The 23,452-nt window shown below is 24.5% G+C and carries 26 protein-coding genes and 2 tRNA genes; 14 read left to right on the plus strand and 14 right to left on the minus strand.

All coding sequences use genetic code 11. The annotated features are described in order from the left end of the window. The first annotated feature begins 116 nt into the window (after nucleotides 1-116). A complete protein-coding gene (gene ansA, locus D9V75_RS02630; RefSeq protein ID WP_158343925.1) occupies nucleotides 117-1,136 on the plus strand; it encodes an asparaginase in 1,020 nt (339 codons plus the stop codon). A gap of 11 nt (nucleotides 1,137-1,147) precedes the next feature. On the opposite strand, the gene D9V75_RS02635 is transcribed toward ansA, so the two are convergent. Next, the gene (locus D9V75_RS02635) at nucleotides 1,148-1,723 is read right to left on the minus strand and encodes an NfuA family Fe-S biogenesis protein (RefSeq protein ID WP_158343927.1); all 576 of its coding nucleotides are present in this window, start codon (nucleotides 1,721-1,723) and stop codon (nucleotides 1,148-1,150) included. A 132-nt stretch (nucleotides 1,724-1,855) separates the two neighbouring features. On the opposite strand from D9V75_RS02635, the gene D9V75_RS02640 reads away from it, so the two are divergent. Continuing rightward, entirely contained in the window at nucleotides 1,856-2,230 is a 375-nt protein-coding gene (locus tag D9V75_RS02640) for an alpha/beta fold hydrolase (RefSeq protein ID WP_158343928.1), read from the plus strand. Beyond that, entirely contained in the window at nucleotides 2,182-2,631 is a 450-nt protein-coding gene (locus tag D9V75_RS02645) for a hypothetical protein (protein ID WP_158343930.1), read from the plus strand. The genes D9V75_RS02640 and D9V75_RS02645 overlap by 49 nt, the downstream gene beginning before the upstream one ends. 64 nt (nucleotides 2,632-2,695) lie before the next feature. Here the strand turns inward: D9V75_RS02645 and ssb are convergent, their stop codons facing one another. Then, on the minus strand, nucleotides 2,696-3,205 hold the full coding sequence (gene ssb, locus D9V75_RS02650; RefSeq protein ID WP_158343932.1) for a single-stranded DNA-binding protein: 510 nt from the start codon (nucleotides 3,203-3,205) through the stop codon (nucleotides 2,696-2,698). 816 nt (nucleotides 3,206-4,021) lie between these two features. Here ssb and dnaB point away from each other — a divergent pair. From dnaB to hemW, 5 genes are all read left to right on the plus strand, one after another. Beyond that, a complete protein-coding gene (dnaB, locus tag D9V75_RS02655) occupies nucleotides 4,022-5,419 on the plus strand; it encodes a replicative DNA helicase (protein ID WP_158343934.1) in 1,398 nt (465 codons plus the stop codon). Between the two features lie 310 nt (nucleotides 5,420-5,729). Beyond that, nucleotides 5,730-6,707 carry a glutathione synthase gene (gshB, locus tag D9V75_RS02660; protein WP_158343936.1) on the plus strand — a complete coding sequence of 326 codons (978 nt, stop codon included), beginning with the start codon at nucleotides 5,730-5,732 and terminating at the stop codon, nucleotides 6,705-6,707. Then, nucleotides 6,704-7,123 carry a Holliday junction resolvase RuvX gene (gene ruvX / locus D9V75_RS02665; RefSeq protein ID WP_158343938.1) on the plus strand — a complete coding sequence of 140 codons (420 nt, stop codon included), beginning with the start codon at nucleotides 6,704-6,706 and terminating at the stop codon, nucleotides 7,121-7,123. The genes gshB and ruvX overlap by 4 nt, the downstream gene beginning before the upstream one ends. Nucleotides 7,124-7,139: 16 nt before the next feature. Beyond that, complete coding sequence (locus tag D9V75_RS02670; protein ID WP_158343940.1) at nucleotides 7,140-7,817, plus strand: YggS family pyridoxal phosphate-dependent enzyme; 678 nt, start codon at nucleotides 7,140-7,142, stop codon at nucleotides 7,815-7,817. Between the two features lie 78 nt (nucleotides 7,818-7,895). Further along, complete coding sequence (gene hemW / locus D9V75_RS02675; protein ID WP_158343942.1) at nucleotides 7,896-9,026, plus strand: radical SAM family heme chaperone HemW; 1,131 nt, start codon at nucleotides 7,896-7,898, stop codon at nucleotides 9,024-9,026. Here hemW and trmB read toward each other — a convergent pair. After that, the gene (gene trmB, locus D9V75_RS02680; RefSeq protein WP_158343944.1) at nucleotides 9,023-9,757 is read right to left on the minus strand and encodes a tRNA (guanosine(46)-N7)-methyltransferase TrmB; all 735 of its coding nucleotides are present in this window, start codon (nucleotides 9,755-9,757) and stop codon (nucleotides 9,023-9,025) included. The genes hemW and trmB overlap by 4 nt on opposite strands. 107 nt (nucleotides 9,758-9,864) lie before the next feature. Here trmB and mutY point away from each other — a divergent pair, with 107 nt between their 5' ends. The 3 genes from mutY to murI all read left to right on the plus strand — a co-directional run bounded on the left by mutY (nucleotide 9,865) and on the right by murI (nucleotide 12,034). Then, a complete protein-coding gene (mutY, locus tag D9V75_RS02685; RefSeq protein WP_158343946.1) occupies nucleotides 9,865-10,914 on the plus strand; it encodes an A/G-specific adenine glycosylase in 1,050 nt (349 codons plus the stop codon). Nucleotides 10,915-10,942: 28 nt separating this feature from the next. Next, nucleotides 10,943-11,179: an oxidative damage protection protein gene (locus tag D9V75_RS02690; protein ID WP_158343948.1), complete on the plus strand. Its 237-nt coding sequence runs from the start codon at nucleotides 10,943-10,945 to the stop codon at nucleotides 11,177-11,179. Between the two features lie 75 nt (nucleotides 11,180-11,254). Next, nucleotides 11,255-12,034, plus strand: a complete 780-nt coding sequence (murI, locus tag D9V75_RS02695) for a glutamate racemase (RefSeq protein ID WP_158343949.1) — start codon at nucleotides 11,255-11,257, stop codon at nucleotides 12,032-12,034. On the opposite strand, the gene sbcB is transcribed toward murI, so the two are convergent. Then, nucleotides 12,026-13,477 (minus strand): exodeoxyribonuclease I, encoded by a 1,452-nt coding sequence (sbcB, locus tag D9V75_RS02700; RefSeq protein WP_158343951.1) that lies wholly within the window; start codon nucleotides 13,475-13,477, stop codon nucleotides 12,026-12,028. The two genes, murI and sbcB, sit on opposite strands and share 9 nt — an antisense overlap. Before the next feature lie 116 nt (nucleotides 13,478-13,593). Between sbcB and D9V75_RS02705 the strand changes: the two genes are divergently transcribed. After that, on the plus strand, nucleotides 13,594-13,902 hold the full coding sequence (locus tag D9V75_RS02705) for a DUF496 family protein (protein WP_158343953.1): 309 nt from the start codon (nucleotides 13,594-13,596) through the stop codon (nucleotides 13,900-13,902). A 37-nt stretch (nucleotides 13,903-13,939) separates the two neighbouring features. On the opposite strand, the gene D9V75_RS02710 is transcribed toward D9V75_RS02705, so the two are convergent. Next, a tRNA-Asn gene (locus tag D9V75_RS02710) sits at nucleotides 13,940-14,012 on the minus strand. A gap of 142 nt (nucleotides 14,013-14,154) precedes the next feature. On the opposite strand from D9V75_RS02710, the gene D9V75_RS02715 reads away from it, so the two are divergent. Then, nucleotides 14,155-14,227: transfer RNA gene (locus D9V75_RS02715), tRNA-Ile, on the plus strand. Between the two features lie 139 nt (nucleotides 14,228-14,366). Further along, on the plus strand, nucleotides 14,367-15,011 hold the full coding sequence (gene pyrE, locus D9V75_RS02720; RefSeq protein ID WP_158343955.1) for an orotate phosphoribosyltransferase: 645 nt from the start codon (nucleotides 14,367-14,369) through the stop codon (nucleotides 15,009-15,011). A gap of 13 nt (nucleotides 15,012-15,024) precedes the next feature. Here the strand turns inward: pyrE and dut are convergent, their stop codons facing one another. The 9 genes from dut to hflK form a co-directional block, all read right to left on the minus strand. Next, nucleotides 15,025-15,480 (minus strand): dUTP diphosphatase, encoded by a 456-nt coding sequence (gene dut, locus D9V75_RS02725; RefSeq protein ID WP_261979451.1) that lies wholly within the window; start codon nucleotides 15,478-15,480, stop codon nucleotides 15,025-15,027. 29 nt (nucleotides 15,481-15,509) lie between these two features. Then, on the minus strand, nucleotides 15,510-16,259 hold the full coding sequence (gene cysQ / locus D9V75_RS02730) for a 3'(2'),5'-bisphosphate nucleotidase CysQ (protein ID WP_158343959.1): 750 nt from the start codon (nucleotides 16,257-16,259) through the stop codon (nucleotides 15,510-15,512). Nucleotides 16,260-16,311: 52 nt separating this feature from the next. Then, nucleotides 16,312-16,764, minus strand: coding sequence for a 50S ribosomal protein L9 (gene rplI / locus D9V75_RS02735; RefSeq protein WP_158343960.1), 453 nt, complete (start codon nucleotides 16,762-16,764; stop codon nucleotides 16,312-16,314). Between the two features lie 41 nt (nucleotides 16,765-16,805). Further along, nucleotides 16,806-17,033, minus strand: a complete 228-nt coding sequence (gene rpsR, locus D9V75_RS02740; protein WP_158343962.1) for a 30S ribosomal protein S18 — start codon at nucleotides 17,031-17,033, stop codon at nucleotides 16,806-16,808. A 161-nt stretch (nucleotides 17,034-17,194) separates the two neighbouring features. Beyond that, a complete protein-coding gene (rpsF, locus tag D9V75_RS02745; protein WP_158343964.1) occupies nucleotides 17,195-17,542 on the minus strand; it encodes a 30S ribosomal protein S6 in 348 nt (115 codons plus the stop codon). A 154-nt stretch (nucleotides 17,543-17,696) separates the two neighbouring features. Next, nucleotides 17,697-19,892: a ribonuclease R gene (rnr, locus tag D9V75_RS02750; RefSeq protein WP_158343966.1), complete on the minus strand. Its 2,196-nt coding sequence runs from the start codon at nucleotides 19,890-19,892 to the stop codon at nucleotides 17,697-17,699. 50 nt (nucleotides 19,893-19,942) lie between these two features. Next, on the minus strand, nucleotides 19,943-21,247 hold the full coding sequence (locus D9V75_RS02755) for an adenylosuccinate synthase (protein ID WP_158343968.1): 1,305 nt from the start codon (nucleotides 21,245-21,247) through the stop codon (nucleotides 19,943-19,945). A 50-nt stretch (nucleotides 21,248-21,297) separates the two neighbouring features. After that, nucleotides 21,298-22,221, minus strand: a complete 924-nt coding sequence (gene hflC, locus D9V75_RS02760) for a protease modulator HflC (protein WP_158343970.1) — start codon at nucleotides 22,219-22,221, stop codon at nucleotides 21,298-21,300. A 2-nt stretch (nucleotides 22,222-22,223) separates the two neighbouring features. Further along, on the minus strand, nucleotides 22,224-23,447 hold the full coding sequence (gene hflK / locus D9V75_RS02765) for an FtsH protease activity modulator HflK (RefSeq protein ID WP_158343972.1): 1,224 nt from the start codon (nucleotides 23,445-23,447) through the stop codon (nucleotides 22,224-22,226). Nucleotides 23,448-23,452: the final 5 nt, after the last annotated feature.

The raw sequence follows: 23,452 nt of genomic DNA on the forward strand, positions 1-23,452 counted from the left end.
GTTTTTAAAAAAAATTATTTTTTATTTATAAAAAATTTTATTTTTATATTAAAATTAAATTTATATTAAAAAAGTATCTATAAATAAATATTAATAATCAAAAAAAGAGCTTCTAAATGAAGAAAAAATTTATATATATTGCTTATACAGGTGGAACCATTGGAATGAAAAAAACAAAATACGGATACATTCCTGCGTCCGGACATCTTCAAAAACAACTAGTAAAAATGGAAGAGTTTCACAGTCCAGAAATTCCTTCTTTTATTATAAATGAATATCAACCTTTAATTGACTCTTCAAATATGACTCCTTTAGAATGGCAAATAATCGCAAATGACATTGGGAAAAATTATAATAAATACGATGGATTCATAGTTCTCCATGGAACTGATACAATGGCGTATACCGCATCTGCACTGTCATTTATATTTGAAAACTTAGAAAAACCAATTATAATTACTGGATCTCAAATTCCTTTGTCAGAAGCTCGTTCAGATGGTCGTCAAAATTTATTAAATGCACTTTTAATAGCAGCTAATCATCCAATTAATGAAGTAACCTTATTTTTTAATTATAAATTGTACAGAGGAAACAGAACTACTAAAGCACATGCAGATGGTTTTAATGCTTTTTTATCTCCAAACTTAGATCCATTGTTAGAAGTTGGAATCAAAATTAAGATTTTACATAAAGAAAAACCGAAAAAAAATGAAAAAAAACTTAAAATCCATCAAATTTTTCCTCAACCAATTAGTATATTAACTATTTATCCTGGAATTTCTAATCAAGTTGTTAAAAACTTTTTGTCATATCCAGTAAAAGCATTAATTTTATGTACATACGGAATAGGAAATGCTCCTCAACATAAAAATTTTTTAGAAGAATTAAATATAGCATTTCAAAAACACATTATCATTGTTAATTTAACGCAGTGCATATCTGGACGAGTTAATATGAACGGATATGCAACTGGAAGTTCGCTTATTAACGTTGGAGTAATTAGTGGTTATGATTTAACAATAGAAGCGGCGTTAACAAAATTACATTTTTTATTAAGTCAAAATATCTCAGATACACACATACGTACTCAAATGCAAACTAATTTAAGAGGAGAGCTAACTTCTTTAAATCATTAAAAAACAACAAATTAATAAAAAGAATGATTCCCGCGTAAATGATTTGTTTCATCACTCACTTTTTTTATTTCAGGAAAATAAAATAGTAATTTTTTTTCAATTGTTTCTTTTAAAGTTAACCCAATCATAGAGCATCCGTTACAACCTCCACTAAATGCAATTATAGCGGTATTACTTGATGTGATTTTAACTAAATTAACTTGACCTCCATGCATTGACAATTGAGGATTAATTTCAATATTTAAAAAATTTTTTATTTTTTTTTCTAAAGAATTTTCTTTTATTGAAAAATTTTTTTTTGCATACGGCGCTTTAAAAGTTAGTTGAGAACTGATATTATCAACTAAAATGTCAATTTCAGAATCTTTCAGATGATCAACAAAAGAATTATGCACATAAACGTTAAATTTATCATATTTAAATTCAACATCTAAATCTTTTATTTCCTCTTTTGAGCAATAAGCTAATCCACATTCTGCAGTATGTGTTCCTGGATTTTTAATAAATACACGTATCTGGGTTCCAATTGGTTCTTTAGACAAAAGGAAAACAAGATGTTTATGAGCTAAATCAGAAATCTTAATCATAATAAATTATATAAATAAACTTTAATTAGTAAAAATAATTATTAATTTTACTTATATGGTTTATCAAATACAAGAAGATAATGTTAATACATTAACAAATTATAATGAAATTATACAAAAAAAAGGAAACAAATGAAATCATTTTATTGGGAAACTCTAGGAACTGGAAACATTAATCTTATTTTAATACATGGGTGGGGATTTAATTCGCAAATTTGGTTTTTTATTATTAAAGAATTCAGTTCTTTTTGTAAAATTTATTTAATAGATTTACCTGGTCATGGAAAAAATAAAAATTTACCAAATATGGAAATTGACGAAATTGTTCAAAAATTACGCGTTACCATACCTAAAAATTCAATCTGGATAGGATGGTCAATAGGAGGGTTAATCGCTAGTCGTTTCGCATTATTATATCCAAAGTATGTTTTAGGAATTATTACTATATCTTCTTCTCCATGTTTTATTTTAAAAAAAAATGGCCTGGAATTCAAAAAAAACAAATAAAATCTTTTTATTTGAAATTAAAAAAAAACTATTATCAAACAATTGATAACTTTTTAAAATTACAAAATTTGTATTCTCATAATATAAATAAAGAACTAGAAATATTAAAAAAACTTTTATTTTCTCAATCTTATCCTAACCTAAAAACTTTAAAAGATAGTTTAAAAATTCTTTTTTTAACTGATTTACGTAACGATATAATTTCCTTAAAAATACCATTTTTGCGTATATATGGATCTTTAGATAGTTTAATCCCCTGTGAAACTATTAAAATACTAGATCAAATATGGCCTCAAACTTGCTCTATCATTTTAAATCAAGCAGCTCATACCCCATTTATTTCGCACAAAAAAGAATTTTGTTTAATTTTGTCAAATTTTATTAGAAATATAAAAAAATAAAAAATTGAAATTTATAGCCCCAAACATTTGGGGCATTAAATGATTTTTAATAAGAATACACTTTTTAAAAAGGAATTTCATCATCAAAATCAATATCTGAAGATGAGTCTAAACTTTCTTTATTTATTTTATATTTTTCTGAATTTTTTAAAATGTTATTTTTATCCGATTTCTTTGTTTTAGATACATTGTTCTCATTTGTCGATGCAGTGTTTAAATTAGAATTTCGATTTCCTAGCATTTGCATGGTTCCGCCAATGTTTACAATTACTTCTGTCGTATAGCGCTCTAAACCATTTTGGTCTTGCCATTTTCTCGTCTGTAAAGTTCCTTCAATATATACCTGAGAGCCTTTTTTGAGATATTCACCCGCAATTTCTGCTAATTTCCCAAATAAAACTACTCGATGCCATTCTGTTTTTTCTTTATTTTCTCCAGTATTTTTGTCTTTCCAATTTTCTGAGGTAGCTAATGTCATATTAACCACCGCATTTCCATTTGGCATATAACGAACTTCAGGGTCTTGACCTAAATGCCCAATAAGAATTACTTTATTAATTCCTCTACTTGCCATAATACAAACTCCATTTTTAATTTAATAAAAAATAAATAATATATTTATATATGACGCATAAAAAATTATTTTAAAAAATATATTTTCAATAAAATTTTTTAATAATGAAATTAATACACAATAATATAGTTATCAAAAAAATAATTATAATTAAATAAACTATTTTAAAAACTCAAAAATTAACATTCATACATATACTGTTTAAAAACATTTTCAATATAAAAATAAAATACTATTAAAACAATATTAATGTACTGTAAATAAATATAATGTAATTAGCATGATTAATTCAAACTGAATATTATTTAAACTATAAGGAACATATAAAATTTTTTGAACAATATTCAAAAATTAAAAAATATAATTTTTTTTAAAAAAAAATTATTTCAAAAATAAAAAATATACTAATTGATTTATACAAAAAACATTTTTAAATTGTTTCTTTTATAATAATTGATTAGTGATTTAATTGAATAAAACTTTTTATAAAATCAAAAATTATAAAAATATTTTATAAAAAATAAAATCAATTAAATCATTATTTAATCTATTTAAAAACAATATTTTATTTAAGTATTTTGACATATAAATTTAATGAAGAATAGATATTATTGAGACAATCAAACATATACTAAAATATTTTAATATATAAAAATAAAAAACTATTAAATGAAATCATATAGTAATAAACAAATTAATATTAAAATCAATCTTTTTGTTTTAACTTTGTTAAAAAAGCCAATTAAACAGATTGATCAGCAGATAGTGTATTATTTTCAACATTAAAGATATAATTTCATAGTGATTTACTAAATAATGGTATATGCAATAAATATGGCTAAAAATAAATTATATTTACATCAAATTAATAGACTAAAAATTCCTCCACATTCTTTAGAAGCAGAGCAATCAGTACTAGGTGGATTAATGTTAGATAATGAACAGTGGGATACTGTTTCAGAACATGTTGTTGCAGACGATTTTTTCAGTAAACCTCACCGTATAATATTTCAGGAAATGCAAAAACTACTTGATCAAGGAAATCCTATTGATTTAATCACTTTATCTGAATCTTTAGAACAAAAAGGAAAATTAGAAAGCGCCGGTAGATTTTCTTATTTAGCTGAATTATCAAAAAATACCCCCAGTACAGCGAATATTACAGCATATGCAGATATAGTTAGAGAACGAGCCATAGTCAGAGAAATGATATTAGTAGCTAACAAAATTGCAAATGCTGGATACGACACACAAGGAAGAAAAAGTGAAGAATTATTAGATTACGCAGAATCTAGCGTATTTAAAATTGCAGAAAAAAGATTCAAAAAAGATTCTGGTCCTAAAAACGTTGAACAAATCCTAGATGAAACTGTAGCTAGTATTGAAAAACTGTTTTTAGCTCCTCACGACGGAGTGACTGGTATTAACACTGGATATCAAGATTTGAATAAAAAAACATCGGGATTACAACGATCTGAGTTAATTATTATTGCTGCTCGACCTTCAATGGGAAAAACAACATTTGCAATGAATTTATGTGAAAACGCTGCAATGATTTATGATAAACCAGTATTAATTTTTAGTCTAGAAATGCCAGGAGAACAAATTATGATGCGCATGTTAGCATCTTTATCCAGAGTAAATCAAGCGCGCATTCGAACTGGTCAATTAAACGATGAAGATTGGTCACGAATGTCTGGAACAATTAATGTACTTTTGAAAAAAAAGAACATCTATATTGATGATTCTTCAGCACTAACTCCAAGCGAAGTTCGTTCAAGAGCTCGCCGAATTTATCGAGAAAACAATGGATTAACATTAATAATGGTAGATTATTTGCAATTGATGAGAGTTCCTTCCTTATCTGATAATCGAACATTGGAAATTGCGGAAATATCTAGAACTCTAAAAGCTTTAGCAAAAGAACTTCAAGTTCCTGTAATTGCATTATCTCAACTTAATCGATCTTTAGAACAAAGATCTGATAAAAGACCAGTAAATTCAGATCTTCGAGAATCTGGATCATTAGAACAGGATGCAGATTTAATCATGTTTATATATCGTGATGAAATTTATCATGAAAATAGTGACTTCAAAGGAGTTGCTGAAATTATTATAGGAAAACAAAGAAATGGACCAGTTGGAACAGTCTATTTAACCTTTAACGGACACTGGTCTAGATTTGATAACTACTCAGGTTCAAAATATGATTAAGAACAAATTATAATGTTTAAAAAATATTTTTTTGAATTATAAATAAATTTTATTTTTTAAATAAAATAATTTAAAAATATAAAACAATAGATCTAATTTAATAAAAATTTTATATGAAAAGTATATTTTTGTATGTTAAATTTAAATATTATAAAATTATATTTTCTCTATTTAAATATTTTAAAAAGATAAATGTAAATAAAATTTTTAATGTATTACTTATTTTAATTGACTACATGATATTAAATTTTGAAAATAATTATTATTATTGAAAATTATTAAAAAAAAATCAGTGACTAACAAAAATAATATGAATGACAAAAAAGATTTAAAAATTGGAATAGTAATGGATCCAATAGAATCAATTAACATTAAAAAAGATTCAAGCTTTGCTATTTTAATTGAAGCGCAAAAAAGAAATCACACTATTTATTATATGCAAACAAATGATATATACCTACATAATGGAGAAGGGCATGCTAGAATTCAATTGATTAAATTAAAAAAAAATAAAGTTCAATGGTTTGATTTTATAGAAGAAAAAAACATCTTATTACGTGATCTTGATGTTATTTTAATGAGAAAAGATCCTCCTTTTAATACAGAATTTATTTATGCAACTTATATTTTAGAACGAGCGGAAGAACAAGGGGTATTAATTATTAATAAACCTCAAAGCTTAAGAGATTGTAATGAAAAAATTTTTATATCATGGTTTTCTCAATTTACTACAGATACTTTAATCACTAACAGCACTTCAAGAATATATAATTTTTGGAAAAAACATAAAGATGTTATATTAAAGCCACTAGACGGAATGGGAGGAAAAAACATTTTTAGAATTACAAAAACAGGTTTAAATTGTTCTGTTATTATGGAAAACATGACGAATTACGGTAAAAAATATTGTATGGTACAAAAATATTTACCAAAAATTAAATATGGCGATAAAAGAATTTTAATTGTTAATGGAAAACCTGTTCCTTGGTGCTTAGCTAGAATTCCGATTATGGGAGAAACACGAGCTAACTTAGCAGTTGGAGGTAAAGGTAAAGTTCAATCGCTCAGCAAAACAGATTGGGAAATTTCAAATTATGTATCTCCAATTTTAAAAAAAAGAGGATTAATTTTTGTAGGATTAGATGTCATAGGTAATAAATTAACTGAAATTAACGTCACGAGTCCAACATGCATTTGTGAAATTGAATCAAAAAAAAATATTTCTATTACTGGTATGTTACTTGATTGTATAGAAAAAAAAATAAAAAAAAGAGATGCGAAAAAATGATAGTTATTGCATTTGATTTTGGAATAAAAAATATTGGAGTAGCTATTGGGGAAAACATCACTAAAAAAGGAAGACCTTTAAATTCTTTAAAATCAAAAAACGGATGTCCAAATTGGATTGTTGTAAAAAAATTACTACAAACGTGGCAGCCTAAATTTGCCATTGTGGGACTTCCATTAAACATGAATGGTACAAAACAAGAAATTACAAAAAAAGCTGAAAAATTTGCAAATTTATTAAAGTGTAAATTTAACGCTTTTGTTAAACTGCATGATGAACGTTTAAGCACAATAGAGGCTAAATCACTAATGTTTAATCATGAAAAACTTAGAACAATTAAATCAAAAACAATACATTCTTTTGCTGCTGTTATTATACTAGAAAGTTGGTTTTTAGAGTATAATTCTAAAAATTAATTTTTTTAAAAAATATATGAATAATATCAAATTAAATTTAAAATTATTAAAAAAAAATATACAAACCATCATTGAAAAAAAAAACCTTTTATCAAGTAAAATAAAAATTGTAGCAGTTAGTAAAAATCAAAGTATTGAAAAAATTAAAAAAGCCATCCTTTTGGGGCAAAACGATTTTGGAGAAAGTTACATTCAAGAAAGCATAAACAAAATAAAAAGGTTAAAAACAAATAAAAATATTAACTGGCATTTTATTGGCAAAATCCAATCTAATAAAGTTAAAAAAATAGCTAAATATTTTTCTTGGTGTCAAACAATTGATCGAGAACGCATTGCTATTTTATTAAATCGTCATAGATCTCAATATTTAATTCCAATGAATGTACTTATGCAAATTAATATTTCACAAGAAAGCAGAAAAAATGGAATTGATATAAATGAGTACCATAAATTAGCCAAAACTATTTCTTTAATGCCTTATCTTAATTTTAGGGGAATTATGGCTATGCCTTCAATTCAAAAAAATAATATTCATGCAGAAAAAGAATATAAAAAAATTCAAAGCATATTTAACGTATTAAAAAAAACATACGATTCTATAGACACCTTATCAGTGGGAACAAGTTCTGATATGGAAAATGCTTTAATCTTTAAAAGTAACATGCTAAGAATAGGTCGTTCTATTTTTAAATGATTTATATTCATTTATTTGAATAGAATCTTTTTTATCTTAAAATACACTTATTTTATTGACTTTATATAATACATTATTATGTTTAAACTTCCCCCTATTAGTCTTTATATTCATATTCCTTGGTGTTTAAAAAAATGCGGATATTGCGATTTTACTTCATATGTTGATAAAAATACTCTACCAGAAAAACAATATATTAAACATTTACTAAAAGATTTTGAAAAAGACTTATCTTTAATTAACAATAGAAAAATTGGTACTATTTTTATAGGCGGCGGTACTCCTAGTTTGCTGAAATATGAATCTATCCAAGATTTAATTCAAGGTATAAAAAAAAGAACGTTTATCTCTAACAATATCGAAATCAGCATGGAAGCAAATCCAAGTACATTAGAATCTGAACGTTTTATTTATTATAAAATGTCTGGAATTAACCGTTTTTCATTAGGAATTCAAACATTTCAATCAAGTTTTTTAAAAAAAATAGAAAGAACGTACAGTTCTAAAGAAGCTCATAAAGCTATAAAAATTATAAAAAAAATAAATTCAAATATAAATTTAGATTTGATGTATGGTTTACCAGGTCAATCAATAAAAGATGGATTATTAGACTTGAATTATGCTATTAATTATGATCCTTCTCATATATCTTGGTATCAATTAACTATAGAACCTAATACGAGATTTTACCAAAAAAAACCAAAATTACCTGATGAAAATATTGTTTTAAGTATATTAAAAAAAGGAAAAAAACTGCTTAAAGAATCAGGATATAAACAGTATGAAATTTCTTCATATTCAAAACCTAATTATCAATGCAAGCATAATCTTAATTATTGGAATTTTGGAGATTATATAGGAATAGGGTGCGGTGCGCACGGGAAGATTACTCAAAAAAATGGAAATATTATTAGAACCATTAAAAATAAAAACATGAATGATTTCTTAAGTGGTAAATATATTCATTCAGAACATAAAATTTCTATAAAAGATAGAACATTTGAATATTTTATGAATCTTTTTCGACTTTATCAGCCAGTTATAAAAAATCATTTTAGAGAAAGAACAAATATAAATGAAAAATATATTCAAAAAAAAATTGAAAAAGCAATAAAAAAAGGATACTTAATTGAGACGTTTAATTCATGGAATACCACTGATCTTGGAAAAAATTTTCTTAACTCATTATTAAAAATTTTTTTATATTAAATAGAAAAATTAATTGTTTTAGATTTAAACATTAAATCAAAAATATTTCGACCCAAAATACAACCTTTTTTCTCAAATTTAGTTATACTTCGAGAACACGGTCGATCAATAAAATTATTTTGTTTCGATAAATTTAAATATGTATTAATCGATTTGATTTCATCTAATATGTAATAAGCATATTCTTCTGAATCAGTAGCAATATGCAAAATACCATTAGCAACTAATTTTCTTGAAATTTTTTTCAAAAAATTTTTTTTTATCATTCGTCTTTTTTTATGACGTTTTTTATGCCACGGATCTGGAAAAAAAATTTGCACCATAGACAGAGTATTATCTGAAATCATTGCATTGATCACTTCAACTGCATCATGATATATAATCTTTAAATTCTTGATTCCAGAAGAATAAATATTGTTTAAACAAGTCCCTATACCTGATTTATAAACTTCAATGCCTAAAAAATTTTTATCAGGAAAATTCATTGCTGTTTCAACTAAAGACTGACCTGAACCAAATCCTATCTCCAAAACAATTGGAGCGTGTCTATTAAAAACAGAAAATAAATTTAATGGTTTTAATTGAAAATCAACTCCAATCAGTGACCAATAATTTTTAATTGCTAATGACTGAGAACGAGTGATTCTTCCTGTTCGACAAATAAAGCTACGTATTTTTCTTAAAAAAATGCCATCACAATTATATTCAGGAGTTAAAATTTTATGTTTCATTTGAATAATTAATTTTATAGTATTAAAGAAATTATTGAGAACTTTATTATTAAAACACATTACATTAAATATTATAACAACTATTTTAATAAGTAATAGGAAATATTATGATTGTTCATATTTCTTCGCAATTGATTGTTAACTGGTATCATCAATACGGAAGAAAAAATTTACCATGGCAAATAAATAAAACACTATATACAGTTTGGATATCTGAAATTATGCTTCAACAAACTTCGGTTAAAACTGTTATTCCATATTTTCAAAAATTTTTATTAAGATTTCCTAACATAAAAATCTTGAATAATGCATCATTAGATGAAATATTATACTTATGGAGCGGTCTAGGGTATTATAGTAGAGCTAGAAATATATATAAAACATCAAAAATTATCGAAAAAGAATTTAAAGGGCAATTTCCAGACCAATTTTCAGATGTAATAAAATTGCCTGGTATAGGAAAATCTACAGCAGGTGCAATTTTGTCGTTATCATTAAATTATTTTTATTCTATTTTAGATGGAAATGTAAAAAGAATTTTAATTAGATATTATAATATAATGAACGATCTCACAAAAAACAAAATGGAAAAAAAACTATGGAATTTAATTGAACTAATTACTCCGATACATCATACCGGTAAGTTCAATCAGGCTATGATGGATATTGGATCACTAATTTGTACACCTTTAATTCCAAAATGCAGCTTGTGTCCAATAAAAAAAACGTGTGTATCTTTTCGAAAAAATAATTGGAAAAAAACTTCTTTTAAAACATCAAAAACAAAACATTTACAAAAAGAATCTTGGTTTGTTTTAATTGAATTTAATAATACCTTTTGGATGAATCAAAACATTAATAAATTAATTTGGAAAAATTTGTTTTATTTTCCAAATTTTATAAATGAATCAGAAATGTTAAATTGGTTAAAAGCAAAAAAAATAAATATAAAAAAAATCAAAAAAATGCCATCATTTTTTCATAAATTTAGTCATTTTACACTGAATATTCATCCTATTTTAATTAACTTATCTTTTTTTGAACATTCTTTTTTCTTAAGTAACAACGAAAAAGGAATTTGGTTTAATAAACAAAAACCTCAGCACATTGGTTTACCTAAAGCAGTTCAAAAAATGCTTGATTTTTTAAAAAAATAAATTTAAATTAAGAGACAATATAAAAATTATGAATCGTTTAATTTTTTGTGTATTTTTAAAAAAAGAATCTGAAAAACAAGATTTTCAACCATATCCAGGCGAATTAGGAAAAAAAATTTACAATAAAATTTCAAAAATAGCATGGAATAAATGGATTTCTAGACAAACTATACTAATTAATGAAAAAAAACTTAATATGTTCAATCAATCAGATCGAAAAATATTGGAAACACAAATGAAACTTTTTTTGTTTAAAGAAAAATAAATTGCATTTAAATTAAATTAACAAAAAATTATTTTATACACAAATTTATACTTTTTAAATTCTAAAAAAAATCTATTGTTTATATTTGATTCGGGTGTAGGCGGATTGTCTGTATTAAATAACATAAAAAAAATATTACCGAATACATCTTATATTTACATGTTAGATAATCAATTTTTTCCTTATGGAAATAAAGGAGAAATTTTTATTATTAAAAGAAGTATAAAAATTATAAAAAAAATAAAAAAAATTTACCCTATTAAAATAATAATAATAGCTTGTAATACAATCAGTACTATAAGTTTAAATATTTTAAAAAAAAAATTTAACATTCCTATTATTGGAGTATTGCCTTCAATAAAACCAGCTATTCATGCCAAACAAAATAAATTTATTGGATTAATAGCCACTCCAGCAACTATTAATTCTAAATATGTTCAAAAAATACTTTTTCAACACTCTAATTATAACATAAATGTTATCGCTACAAATAAACTAGCTAAAATAGCTGAAAAAAAAATAAGAAAAAATTATATTAATGATGCTGATTTAAGGCGTATTTTTTATCCATGGATTTATTTTTATCAAAAGATAGATACAATTATACTAGGATGCACTCATTTTTCGATTTTAAAAAAAGAAATTGAAAAAATTTTAAAAAAGAAAATTAAATTTATTCATCCAGAAAATGCTCTTTGCTTTCACATAAAAAAATATTCTAAAATGATAATTAAAGATCAAAAAATAAAAAAAAATATTTTTTTTTATTCTGAAAAAAATTATCAATTAATTAAATTGATGGATGCTTTAAAAAAATACAAATTTAAACATATAAAATATATTAATTTAAATTAATTTTTTATTAAATTTTTTAGAAATACTTATTACATAATCTAATAAATCATTTATTAATTTAATCTTTTTTTGATCTAAGGCATGCTCATGCAGCAAGCGTTTTATTTTTATCATGTATTCTTTTAAAGAATTTTTATTAAAAATTTTTATACAATGATCAAACCATATTTTTTTTTCAACTTCATTTAATGTATATAAAAAATTTCGGGCACGATAACGGAAAAAAAGTTCATTTAAACGAGCGTCCCTAAAATTCAAATTGAGATTTTTTAAATTCAATGGTTTAGTATTTCTTACGATTTTAATTAAATTTTTATCATAAGAACTGAAAAAAGAATCATATATTTTTAAATCAACGTTTTCTGTCTGTTCTGCATTATGTTTATAAGAAAATAAAATTTTGATCTTTTGGAAAATAAAATTATTTTTTTTTATTAAACTTATATTTTTATTATATAAATTATAATCAAAATTCAATCTTTCAAAATCTTTTTTGCGCATAATTTTCATTGTAGATAATATAGGGCATCGATTAAGATAAACCAATACTATTCCTAGATTAAAAAAATTCTTAATAGAAGTATTAAGTAATTTTTTTTTAAATAAGGATATAAGTTCTTCAATGTGCTCGCTTAATAAATCAATAGAAATAAATATATTAGGATTTTTTTCATGTAAAATTATAGGAAGTATGCAGCTAAAATTGTGACGAATAGATCCAAAAAAACTTGAAACATAAACTATAGGATTAAGCTTTTCCGAATTTAAAAATGAATAAATGTTATTTTTTTTTCTATATTGAAAAAAAAAGTTAAATAATTTATTTTTTTTATTTTTAATGAGTCTTGCTATTTCAATTGTTGCATACACGTCTGATGCGGCATCATGAGCATGAGTATGAATAATACCATTTGCTTTTGTTAAGTCAGATAATTTAAAACTAGTCAAACCTAGATTATTTTTTGGCCATTGAATTCCACTTGGTCTTAATGCGTAGCATGCTCTTAATATATTTAATAAATCCCATCGGGAATTTCCATTTTTCCAACTCCATTCATAGGGTTCAAAAAAATTTCGATAAAATAAGTTTCTTGTAATTTCATCATCAAAATTAATATTGTTATATCCTATGATGCAAGTATTTGGTTTTTTTAAAATATTATATATTTTTCTAGAAAAATTGTATTCATTTGTTCCGTATTCTTTCGTACGTTGAGGAGTAATTTCGGTTATTAAAATAGAAGAAGGATCTGGCAAATAGTCATCTGGTGGAAAACAATAAAAACATTGAGGATCATCTATAATATTTAAATTTATATCTGTTCTGATACATGCAAATTGAGCGGCTTTGTCTAAAGCAGTATCTGTCCCAAAAGTTTCATAATCATAAAATAAAAAAGTAGATAAATTTTTAAGATGATTATTTTTTGTGATATAGTTCATAATTATTTTAATTAATAATTAATTATTAAGCTCCTTAAATATCGGTTTAATAAAATAAATATTATGTGTTTTAAAAAATTATTAAATAATGTATTTCAAAAAAAAGGATTTTTAATATGACTGAAACTAAAAAATCATTTAAAAATGTATTAGAATTTGTACATATGTTTCGAAGAAAAAACAAAATAAAAAGAGAAATATCTGATGTTGAAAAAAAAATTAGAGATAATCAAAAAAGAATATTATTACTTAATAACTTGAAACAATATATTACTCCAAAAACAAACTATGAAGAAATTTTAAAAATTATTTCTACGATGAAAAGTGACTATGAAGATCGAGTGGATGATTATATTATGAAAAGTGCAGAATTATCGTCTGAAAAAAGAAAAATATCAAAAAATTTAAAATTAATTGCAGATTAAATTAATAATACTTTATTTTTTTAATTTAATCAATTATCTCCTCTGACTGGATTCGAACCAGTGACATACGGATTAACAGTCCGCCGTTCTGCCAGCTGAACTACAGAGGAATATTAATATATATATCAAATTTTTATACGTCTGTCAATTAGATATTGAAAGAAAAAAAATTTTAAAAACTATAAAATTTATTAAAAGAAATCTAGATTATTATAAAAAATTGATTTAATATAAAGATATTAAAATAATTAAGGCCCCTTAGCTCAGAGGTAAGAGCAGGCGACTCATAATCGCTTGGTCGCTGGTTCAAATCCAGCAGGGGCCAAAAAATTCTATTAAATTAAGTTAACAATGATATTAATTTAAAATTAACAAAAAATTTTTAAATAAATATATTATATATCTTAATAAAATTTTAATCAGTACAATTGTTTTAAATTTTTATTAATCAGGATTTAATTTTTATGGAATGGAAAAAAGAATTCATTGATTTTTCTTTTAAAAAAAAAGTATTAAAATTTGGAAAATTTATCTTAAAATCAGGAAGAACTAGTCCTTATTTTTTTAATTCTGGAACACTTTCTAGTGGAAAAGACATTAATAAAATTGGTTTGTTTTATGCACATTCCATAATTCATTCTAAAATAAAATTTAATGTATTATTTGGTCCTGCTTATAAAGGAATTCCTATTGTAGTAGCCACTGCTATCGCACTAAAAAATTACTATAATCTTAATATTCCTTATTCTTTTAATAGAAAAGAACAAAAAAAATATGGAGAAAAAGGAGATATAATTGGCTCTCAAATTAAAAATAAAAAAATTATTATTTTAGATGATGTAGTAACTTCAGGAAAAGCTTTAAATAATTCTATTCAAATTATTGAAAAAAAAGAAGCAAAAATATCCTCTGTATTTGTATTGCTAGATAGAAAAGAAAAAGGAGAGAGAAATTTTTATGAATTAAAAAATTTTAAAAATAAAAAAAAATATAAAATTATTTCTATGATTACAATTACAGATCTAATTTCATACATTTTAGAAAAAAAAGAACTCCATCAATATCTATCTATGTTGATACAATATCGTAAAAAATACGGAATTAGTTAAAAAGTAATTGACTTTATACTCCAGAATGACCAAAACCTTTATCAAAACGAGAAGTTTTATTAAAATCTTTAACAATTTTAAATTTTGCTTTAATAATTGGCACAAAAATAATTTGAGCAATTCTATCATAAGGATTAATAAAAAAATCTTTTTTACTTCGATTCCAAAGAGATACCATTAATTGCCCTTGATAATCAGAATCAATTACTCCAACTGTATTTCCCAAAATAATTCCTTTGTAATGACCCAAACCAGAACGCGGCAGGATAAGTGCTGTAATATTAGGTTTTTCAATATAAATTGCGACACCAGTAGGAACTAAAATAGTTTCTTTGGAAACTAATTTTATTTTTTTTTCAATACATGCTCTTAAATCTAATCCAGATGATCCTAAAGTTTCATAAATAGGTAAAAGAAAATTTTTTTTTATATACGGATCTAAAATTTTGATTTTAATATTATTCATAATACTACTTTTAAAAATATTTTTTAAGAAAATTATGATGATAGAACACAAAAGCCGGAATTTTTAAAAGAATTAGAAGTTGATATTAAATAATTCAATTTTTTTCCTTTCCATGTTCTAACTTGCCCTCCAGCTGCTGAAACAATCACGCTACCAGCAGCAGTATCCCATATATTTGTATTGCCAAAACGAGGATAAATTTGCGCTTTTCCTTCTGCAATTAAACAAAATTTTAAAGATGATCCTATTTTTAAAATTTTATAATTCTTTAATTTTTTTAGATAACTATTTAATTCTACGTCAGGATGTGATCGACTGATAACTACAACAGGTATTTTAGAATTAGATACATGAATTTCTTTTTCATAACTGTTATTTATTGACTTCCAGGATTTTTTACTATCAGAATAGTATAATACTTTAGAAAAAGGAACATATATTACTCCTAAAGTAGGTTTTCCATTTTTAATTAGACTAATATTGACAGTAAATTCTCCATTTTTTTTTAAAAATTCTTTAGTTCCATCTATTGGATCAATTAGCCAATAAGTTTTATATCCTTTGATCATCTTTAAATTATAAAATCCTTCTTCGGACACTATTGGAATATTAGGAGTTATTAATAACAATTTTTTATAAATTATTTCATGAGCTTCATGATCTGCATTAGTCACTGGAGTATTATCTAATTTATAAAATTTATATGTTAATTTTTTAGAGAAATAAAGCTTCATGATGTGATTGCCTGCATCACGTGCCAATTGACAAATGTGTTTCAACATACTAAAACATCCATTTCAGACATTATAAATTATTAATTAGAATCTCTAAATATCAATTTTTATCAATAATGTTTACTAAAAAATCTATATGCACTTCATGATGAAGTTGAAGAACAATTGAATGTTTTCCAATTTTTCGAAGTGCACCATGCGGTAATCGAATCTCTTTCTTGTTTATTTTTATGCCTAATAATGAAAATTCTTTTATAATATGCCTAATTCCTACTGATCCAAAAATTTTTCCTTCTTTTCCTGATTTTGATAAAATAGTTATAGATTTTATTAATTTAATTTTTTCTGCTCTGGATTGTGCTATAATTAATTTGCTAATATTTTCTTGTTCTAGAGCAATTTTTTGAGCTTTAAAAGAATTTACATTTTCTTTATTAGCTAAAATAGCTTTTCCTTTCGGAATTAAATAATTTCTAGCATATCCAGATTTTACATTTACAATGCACCCGGAATCACCTAATTTATACATCTTTGATAAAAGAATAACTTCCATTATATTTTATCTCTTTTTATTAAACATAAAACAATTTATTGCTAGTGATGTTGATCAGTATATGGAAGGAGAGCAAGATAACGTGCTCTTTTAATTGCCCTAGATAATTGACGTTGATATTTTGATCGAGTACCAGTAATACGACTTGGAACAATTTTTCCACTTTCTGTGATGTAATTTTTTAACGTAGAAATATCTTTATAATCTATTTCTTTAATTTTTTCTGCAGTAAATCGACAAAATTTTCGTCGGCGAAAATAACGTGCCATTTATATTTTCTCCAAAATAATTGTAAAAAAATAATGTTTATATAATAAGTATATTTTAATAAAAAATAAAATTTTAATAATGAAATAAATATTCTGTAAATTTTAATTAAAACATATTATTTATAATTGTATTTTCTAGATTTAAAAGAAAATGTTATTTTTCAATTAATTTGTTTTTTATTTTGCTCATCTTTGATTTTAATCATGGGAGATGCTTCTTTGATTGATTTTTTAACAGATATAATCATATTTCTAATAATTGAATGATTAAATCGAAAATCAGTTTCTAATTGATTAATTGTTTCAGAAGAAACTTCTATGTTCATTAGAACATAATGTGCTTTTTGTAATTTGTTGATAGAATATGATAACTGACGTCGACCCCAATCTTCTATTCGATGTGTAATTCCAAAACCTTTATTAATTATATCTTGATAATTTTTAATTATCTGTGGCACTTGCTCGCTTTGATCCGGATGAACCATAAATACAATTTCATAATGACGCACAAAAGGCTCCTTTTGGATTTTGAGCTTCCTTATAGTTAAGTAATAGCTATTTTCCAAGGAAGCAAGGAACTTTTTTAAAAAAATAGCTAATTTAATACATTTTATTTTAATTTTAAAAAAAAATCAATAAAATTTAATTTTATAAAACATTAAATTAAAAAGATTTATATAAAGATAATTCAATTTTCCGTTCATTAAAATGAACGCCTATAACTTTTACCGTTAAAGCATCTCCTAAAGAATAAGTATTACATTTCAGTTTACCGATAAGTTTTAATTCAACAGAATCAAAATAATAACAGTCATCGACTAAAGTTGCTATATGAACTAATCCATCAATAAAAAAATCATTTAAACGAACAAAAAAACCAAATGCAGTTATATTAGAAATAACTCCAGTAAACACATGTCCAATTTTTTTTTCCATAAAATCACATTTCAACCAATCTATAACGTCTCTAGTTGCTTTATCTGAGCGCCTTTCAGTAATTGAACAATGCTCTCCTATTTTTTTTATTTCGTTAACATTGAACAAATTACTGTCTAATAAATAATTTTTATTTAAAAATTTTTTATTTTTTTTACATAATAAATGTTTAATAGTTCGATGTAATAATAAATCAGGATAACGTCTAATAGGGGAAGTAAAATGAACATAACTTGACAAGGATAATCCAAAATGACCACGATTTTCTGGAGAATATACTGCTTGCTTCATTGATCTTAATAAAATAATTTGAATCATTTCATAATCAGGACGATTTGAAATTTGATTTAGTAAATTTGAATAATGAATAGATTTTGGAATTTCGTCTCCTGACAACGATAATCCTAGTTTACTTAAAATAGAACGAAAATTTATAACATTTTCTTTATTAGGTTTATCATGATTTCGAAACAAAACAGGATATTTATATTGTTCGACGAACGAAGCGGAAGCTATATTTGCTAAAATCATACACGACTCAATAAATTTATGCGCATCATTTCTAATATTTTGATAAATTTTTTTAATTTTAAAATTTGAATTTAAAATAAATTTTGGTTCTATATTTTCAAAATAAATGCCTTTTTTTGAAATATTATATTGATTTAAAATTTTCTGTAAAGAAAACAAATTATCTAAATATTTTAATATTTTTTTATACTTTATCCTTAATGACATATCTCCATTCCAAATTTTAAAAACTTCATCATATGTAAAACGACCTTGAGAACATATGATACCTTCATAATGTTTATATTTAATTAATTCTCCTTTTTTTGACAAACTCATTTCGCATATTAAGCATAAACGTTCTTGATAAGGGTTTAAAGAACATAAGTCTACAGAGATTTTTTCTGGCAACATAGGTATGACTAACGAAGGAAAATATATAGAATTACCTCTTTCTAAAGCTGCTTTATCTAAAGCAGTATGAGGCCTTACATAGTGACTTACGTCTGCAATTGCTACCCATAAATCCCATCCCTCTTCTGAATTATTTTTTTTTCTACAAAAAACGGCATCATCAAAATCACGTGCATCATGCTCATCAATAGTAAAAAAAGGAAGATGCCTTAAATCAGTTCGGTTATTAAAATTAAATGAATTTTTTATATTTTCTGGAATTTTAAACAATTGACTTTGAATTTTCTTAGACCATTTATAAGGAATAGAATGTGTACGTAACGCAATTTCTATTGCTAAACGTGTTCCCATTTCTTTTCCGAGAATTTCTACTATTATGCCTAAAAATTTACTATTTGTTATTAGATTTCTTTTTAATTTTACAACTACAATTGATCCATCAAAAATGTTCAAATTAATTGATTTAATAATAGAAATTTTAAAATTAAACCGAGTATCATTCGGAATGACAAATTGTTTCTTTTCAATTGTATAACACTGTCCTATGATTAAAATTTTATTAGGTTTTAATATCTTTAAAATTTTGGCTGAATTTCGGCCTTTTTTATTTGAACATTCAATATAAGCAGAAATAAAATCTCCATGAATACATAATTTCATTTCTTGAGAAGACAACCAAAGATCATCTTTTAATGTTTCTGTTCTAAGAAAACCATAACCATCCCTATGGCCTATTACTTTTCCTTGAATTATTTTGATTTTTTCTGGATTGGCATAGCAATGATTTGGAGTATAAAAGATTTGATGATCTTTTTCCATAGATCTTAATCTTTTTTTTAAAGCTTGTTTTTCTTCTTTTTTGTAAATTTTAAATACTTTTTCTATTTTTTTTTGATTAACTGGATTTTTAGATTGCCTCAACCATAATTGAATGCATTCCCGACTCGGGATAAGATTTCTATTTTTTAATTCTTTTTTTTGGTAGGGATTTACTACCATATTTACTTCTCCGCATAAGCAATTTGAGATAGTATTAAAAAGTAAATTTTTTAAATAATTTGTTTTTTAATAAAAAAAGGATTTCTAATTAATATAATATCAGAACGATCAGGACCTGTAGAAATCATGTCAACAGGAATATGAGTTATTTCTTCTATTCTATTTATATAATTGCGTGCTTCAGCAGGTAAATCTGTCATCTTTCTTATTCCTGAAGTTTTGACAACCCATCCTGGATGAATTTCATATATTGGCTCTACGTTTTTGCAATCATTTAACGACGTATTAATTTCTAAAGTTTTAATGTTTTTGTAAGCTATACAAATTTTTATTTCTTTTAATCCATCTAATACGTCTAGCTTTGTAATACATAAACCAGATAAGGAATTAATTTTTATTGATCGACATAAAGCAACTGCATCCAACCAACCTGTTCTTCTTTTTCTTCCTGTCGTTGATCCAAATTCATGACCTTTATGAGAAAAATGTTTATCTATATCATCAAACAATTCAGTAGGAAAAGGACCGTATCCTACTCGTGTAGTGTATGCTTTAGTTACTCCTAATATGTAGTCTAAATATTTTGGCCCAACTCCTGTTCCAGTAATTAAACCTCCTATGGTACTGTTAGAAGATGTAACATAAGGATATGTTCCATGATCAATGTCTAAAAAACTACCTTGCGCACCTTCAAAAATGATTTTTTTATTATGAAAAATAGCATTATGTAAAATGAAAGTTGTGTCTTTAATCATACCTTGAATTAAATCTATTGAAGGTAATAAATTTTTCAAAATAATCTTATAATCAATAGATTTTTGTTTGTAAAAAGAAACTAATTGATGATTGTAATAATCAACAATTTTTTCTAAACGAATAGATAATTTTTTTTCATCTTTTAAATCTTCAACTCTTAAAGCACGACGAGCAATTTTGTCTTCATATGCAGGACCAATTCCTCTTCCAGTTGTTCCTAACGCATTGATACCTAATTTTTTTTCTCGAGCAATATCCATTTCGACATGATATTGTAGTATTAAAGGAGCGGAATGGGAAATGAAAAGACGATCTTTAATAAAAAATTTTTTATTTTCTAACATTTTGATTTCATTGTACAACGCAATCGGAGAAATAACTACGCCATTTGAAATAATTCCAGTGACATTTTTGTGTAATATTCCAGATGGAATCAAATGAAGAACAATTTTTTCTCCATTAATTACCAAAGTATGACCTGCGTTATGTCCTCCTTGATATCTGACTGCATATGAATTTTCTAAAGTCAAAGAATCAACTATTTTGCCTTTTCCTTCATCACCCCATTGCGTGCCTAAGATTGCAACATTTTTATTCATTTTTAAAAACCTTATTTTAGTCAATATTTTTTAATTTTTTTAAAAAATAATTATGAATTTAAATTATTTTTCATATATTGAAAAAAGTTGTTGTTTGAATCAATTAACATAATATTTTCATTATTTTTAAAACTATTTTCATAAGCTTGTAAACTGCGAATAAAAAAATAAAAATCAGGTTCTGAGCTAAAGTTTTCTGAAAATATCTTAATTACTTTAGCCTCTCCTTCGCCTTTAATAATTAAAGCTTTTTTTCGAGCTTCTGCTAGCATCATAGATGCTTTATAATTTGCTTCTGATTTTAACTTTTCCGCTTTTTCTCGACCTTGAAAACGGTACTTTTTTGCTATAAATTCTTTTTCTGATCTCATTCGATTACATATAGCGTTAAAAACTGTAATTGGAAAATCGATTTTTTTAATGCGAACATCTAAGACTTCAATTCCAAATGAAGTAATACTATTCGTATTATGTAATGATTCTTTTTCATTATCAATTTCGTTTTTATTTAAAGAATTAAGCACATCTGTAATTAATTTTCTTTTTGAATCAGAAATAATTTCTTTAATATTCAAATTAATTATTTTAGAATGTAAAAAATCACTAAACTTTCTTTTTAAAAACGCTTCAGCTTGAAATTTATCCCCTCCCCCGGTTGAAAGATAATAACGACTAAAATCACTTATTCGCCATTTTATATAAGAGTCAATAATTAAATCTTTTTTTTCTTTGGTAATTAAATGATCTGAATCAATATTAACAGTATGTAAACGTGAATTAAGTATCTTAACTGTTTCAAAAAAAGGAAATTTAAAATGAAATCCAGGATTATATACTATAGTTTTTTGTTCATGGTTTTTTAAAACTTTTCCAAACTGTAACAAAATTCCACGTTCTCCTTCATGAACAATAAAAAAAGAAGAAGATAAAATTAGAAATAATGTACTTATTAAGCTGACAAAAAATTTATTCATATTTATTTTCTCTCTGAATTTTTAACATCATTTCTCAGAGAATCGATATATCTCTGTTCTAGAATATTTTTAGGAGATAATGAAGAAAAATAATCAATTTCTTTATTTTTTTTTAAAGATAAAGTATGATTTTTTTTAATATGAACATTATTTAATAATGAATTGTTAACTAATGCAGAATTAGAAAATATTTTATCTAAAGATAAAAAAAACATTGAATTATTTTTTGAATCAGTAAAAATTTTCTTAGTATGACTTAATAATCTCTCCATAGATTCTATATAAAAATGTTTAAGAGTCATTGCTTTAGATTTTCTATATTCAGGTAATATTTTGGAAAATCGAGCAGCTTCTCCTTCGGCCTCTAATATGATACGAGAAGAATAAGCTCTGGCTTTTTTTAAAATTATTTCAGCTTTTTCTTTTGCTTTGGGTTGAATTTCGTTAGAATATGCTTCAGCTTCTTGAATATATTGTTCTCGATTTTCACGAGCAGAAATTACGTCATCAAAAGCTTTTTTAATTGCTTCTGGAGGTTTAACGGTTTTGAAATTAACATCTAATATAGCTATTCCCATGTTATACGGTTTAATAGTTTTTTTAATTTTTTTTTGAATACTTCTACCTACTAAAATTCCCCTTCCATTTAGTATTTTATCCATAGTCAAAGATCCAATTACGTCGCTTAAAGAACTATCTGCTGCTTGTTTTAAACTTTTATCTGGATATGATGCAGAAAATAAGTAATCAACTGGATGAACAATTTTATATTGAATATTTGTTTCAACACGAATAACATTTTGATCTGAAGTCAGCATAATTCCCGACGCTGCTAATTCACGTGTAGTTTTAACATTAATGATTTTAACTTCATCAATAAAAATTGGTCTCCAATTCAATCCAGGTTTTGCTACATAAACAAACTCTCCAAAACGAGTAATAACTCCTCTTTCTGCTTCTTCTAAGGTGTAAAAACCACTAAAAAACCAAATAATTGCACTTGTAAAAATTAATATAGTAAAAGGATGAAATTTTTTTTTAAATAAATTTGAAGAACAAGATTTTATAAAAATAACATTTTTAATATTGTATAAAAAATTTTTTGCATCTAAAATGGGATTTTTTTTATCATTTTGATCTTGATCTTTTATTTTTTTTTCTTCATCCTTTTTTTTACCCCACGGATCAAGTTTAGATGCGTGATCTTTTGGTTTCTTCCAGGCCATTGTAT

Source organism: Buchnera aphidicola (Muscaphis stroyani), from assembly GCF_005080865.1.
In the GTDB taxonomy this organism is placed as follows: Bacteria; Pseudomonadota; Gammaproteobacteria; order Enterobacterales; family Enterobacteriaceae; genus Buchnera; species Buchnera aphidicola_AG.

Coding starts and splice junctions, on each gene's coding strand:
- D9V75_RS02690 (WP_158343948.1), top strand. CDS start 10,943: ATGAATCGTTTAATTTTTTGTGTATTTTTAAAAAAAGAATCTGAAAAA.
- pyrE (WP_158343955.1), top strand. CDS start 14,367: ATGGAATGGAAAAAAGAATTCATTGATTTTTCTTTTAAAAAAAAAGTA.
- D9V75_RS02640 (WP_158343928.1), top strand. CDS start 1,856: ATGAAATCATTTTATTGGGAAACTCTAGGAACTGGAAACATTAATCTT.
- dnaB (WP_158343934.1), top strand. CDS start 4,022: ATGGTATATGCAATAAATATGGCTAAAAATAAATTATATTTACATCAA.
- hemW (WP_158343942.1), top strand. CDS start 7,896: ATGTTTAAACTTCCCCCTATTAGTCTTTATATTCATATTCCTTGGTGT.
- ruvX (WP_158343938.1), top strand. CDS start 6,704: ATGATAGTTATTGCATTTGATTTTGGAATAAAAAATATTGGAGTAGCT.
- D9V75_RS02645 (WP_158343930.1), top strand. CDS start 2,182: ATGTTTTATTTTAAAAAAAAATGGCCTGGAATTCAAAAAAAACAAATA.
- ssb (WP_158343932.1), bottom strand. CDS start 3,205: ATGGCAAGTAGAGGAATTAATAAAGTAATTCTTATTGGGCATTTAGGT.
- hflK (WP_158343972.1), bottom strand. CDS start 23,447: ATGGCCTGGAAGAAACCAAAAGATCACGCATCTAAACTTGATCCGTGG.
- D9V75_RS02635 (WP_158343927.1), bottom strand. CDS start 1,723: ATGATTAAGATTTCTGATTTAGCTCATAAACATCTTGTTTTCCTTTTG.
- trmB (WP_158343944.1), bottom strand. CDS start 9,757: ATGAAACATAAAATTTTAACTCCTGAATATAATTGTGATGGCATTTTT.
- D9V75_RS02670 (WP_158343940.1), top strand. CDS start 7,140: ATGAATAATATCAAATTAAATTTAAAATTATTAAAAAAAAATATACAA.
- mutY (WP_158343946.1), top strand. CDS start 9,865: ATGATTGTTCATATTTCTTCGCAATTGATTGTTAACTGGTATCATCAA.
- rplI (WP_158343960.1), bottom strand. CDS start 16,764: ATGGAAGTTATTCTTTTATCAAAGATGTATAAATTAGGTGATTCCGGG.
- gshB (WP_158343936.1), top strand. CDS start 5,730: ATGAATGACAAAAAAGATTTAAAAATTGGAATAGTAATGGATCCAATA.
- rnr (WP_158343966.1), bottom strand. CDS start 19,892: ATGGTAGTAAATCCCTACCAAAAAAAAGAATTAAAAAATAGAAATCTT.
- sbcB (WP_158343951.1), bottom strand. CDS start 13,477: ATGAACTATATCACAAAAAATAATCATCTTAAAAATTTATCTACTTTT.
- D9V75_RS02755 (WP_158343968.1), bottom strand. CDS start 21,247: ATGAATAAAAATGTTGCAATCTTAGGCACGCAATGGGGTGATGAAGGA.
- ansA (WP_158343925.1), top strand. CDS start 117: ATGAAGAAAAAATTTATATATATTGCTTATACAGGTGGAACCATTGGA.
- hflC (WP_158343970.1), bottom strand. CDS start 22,221: ATGAATAAATTTTTTGTCAGCTTAATAAGTACATTATTTCTAATTTTA.
- D9V75_RS02705 (WP_158343953.1), top strand. CDS start 13,594: ATGACTGAAACTAAAAAATCATTTAAAAATGTATTAGAATTTGTACAT.
- rpsR (WP_158343962.1), bottom strand. CDS start 17,033: ATGGCACGTTATTTTCGCCGACGAAAATTTTGTCGATTTACTGCAGAA.
- cysQ (WP_158343959.1), bottom strand. CDS start 16,259: ATGTTGAAACACATTTGTCAATTGGCACGTGATGCAGGCAATCACATC.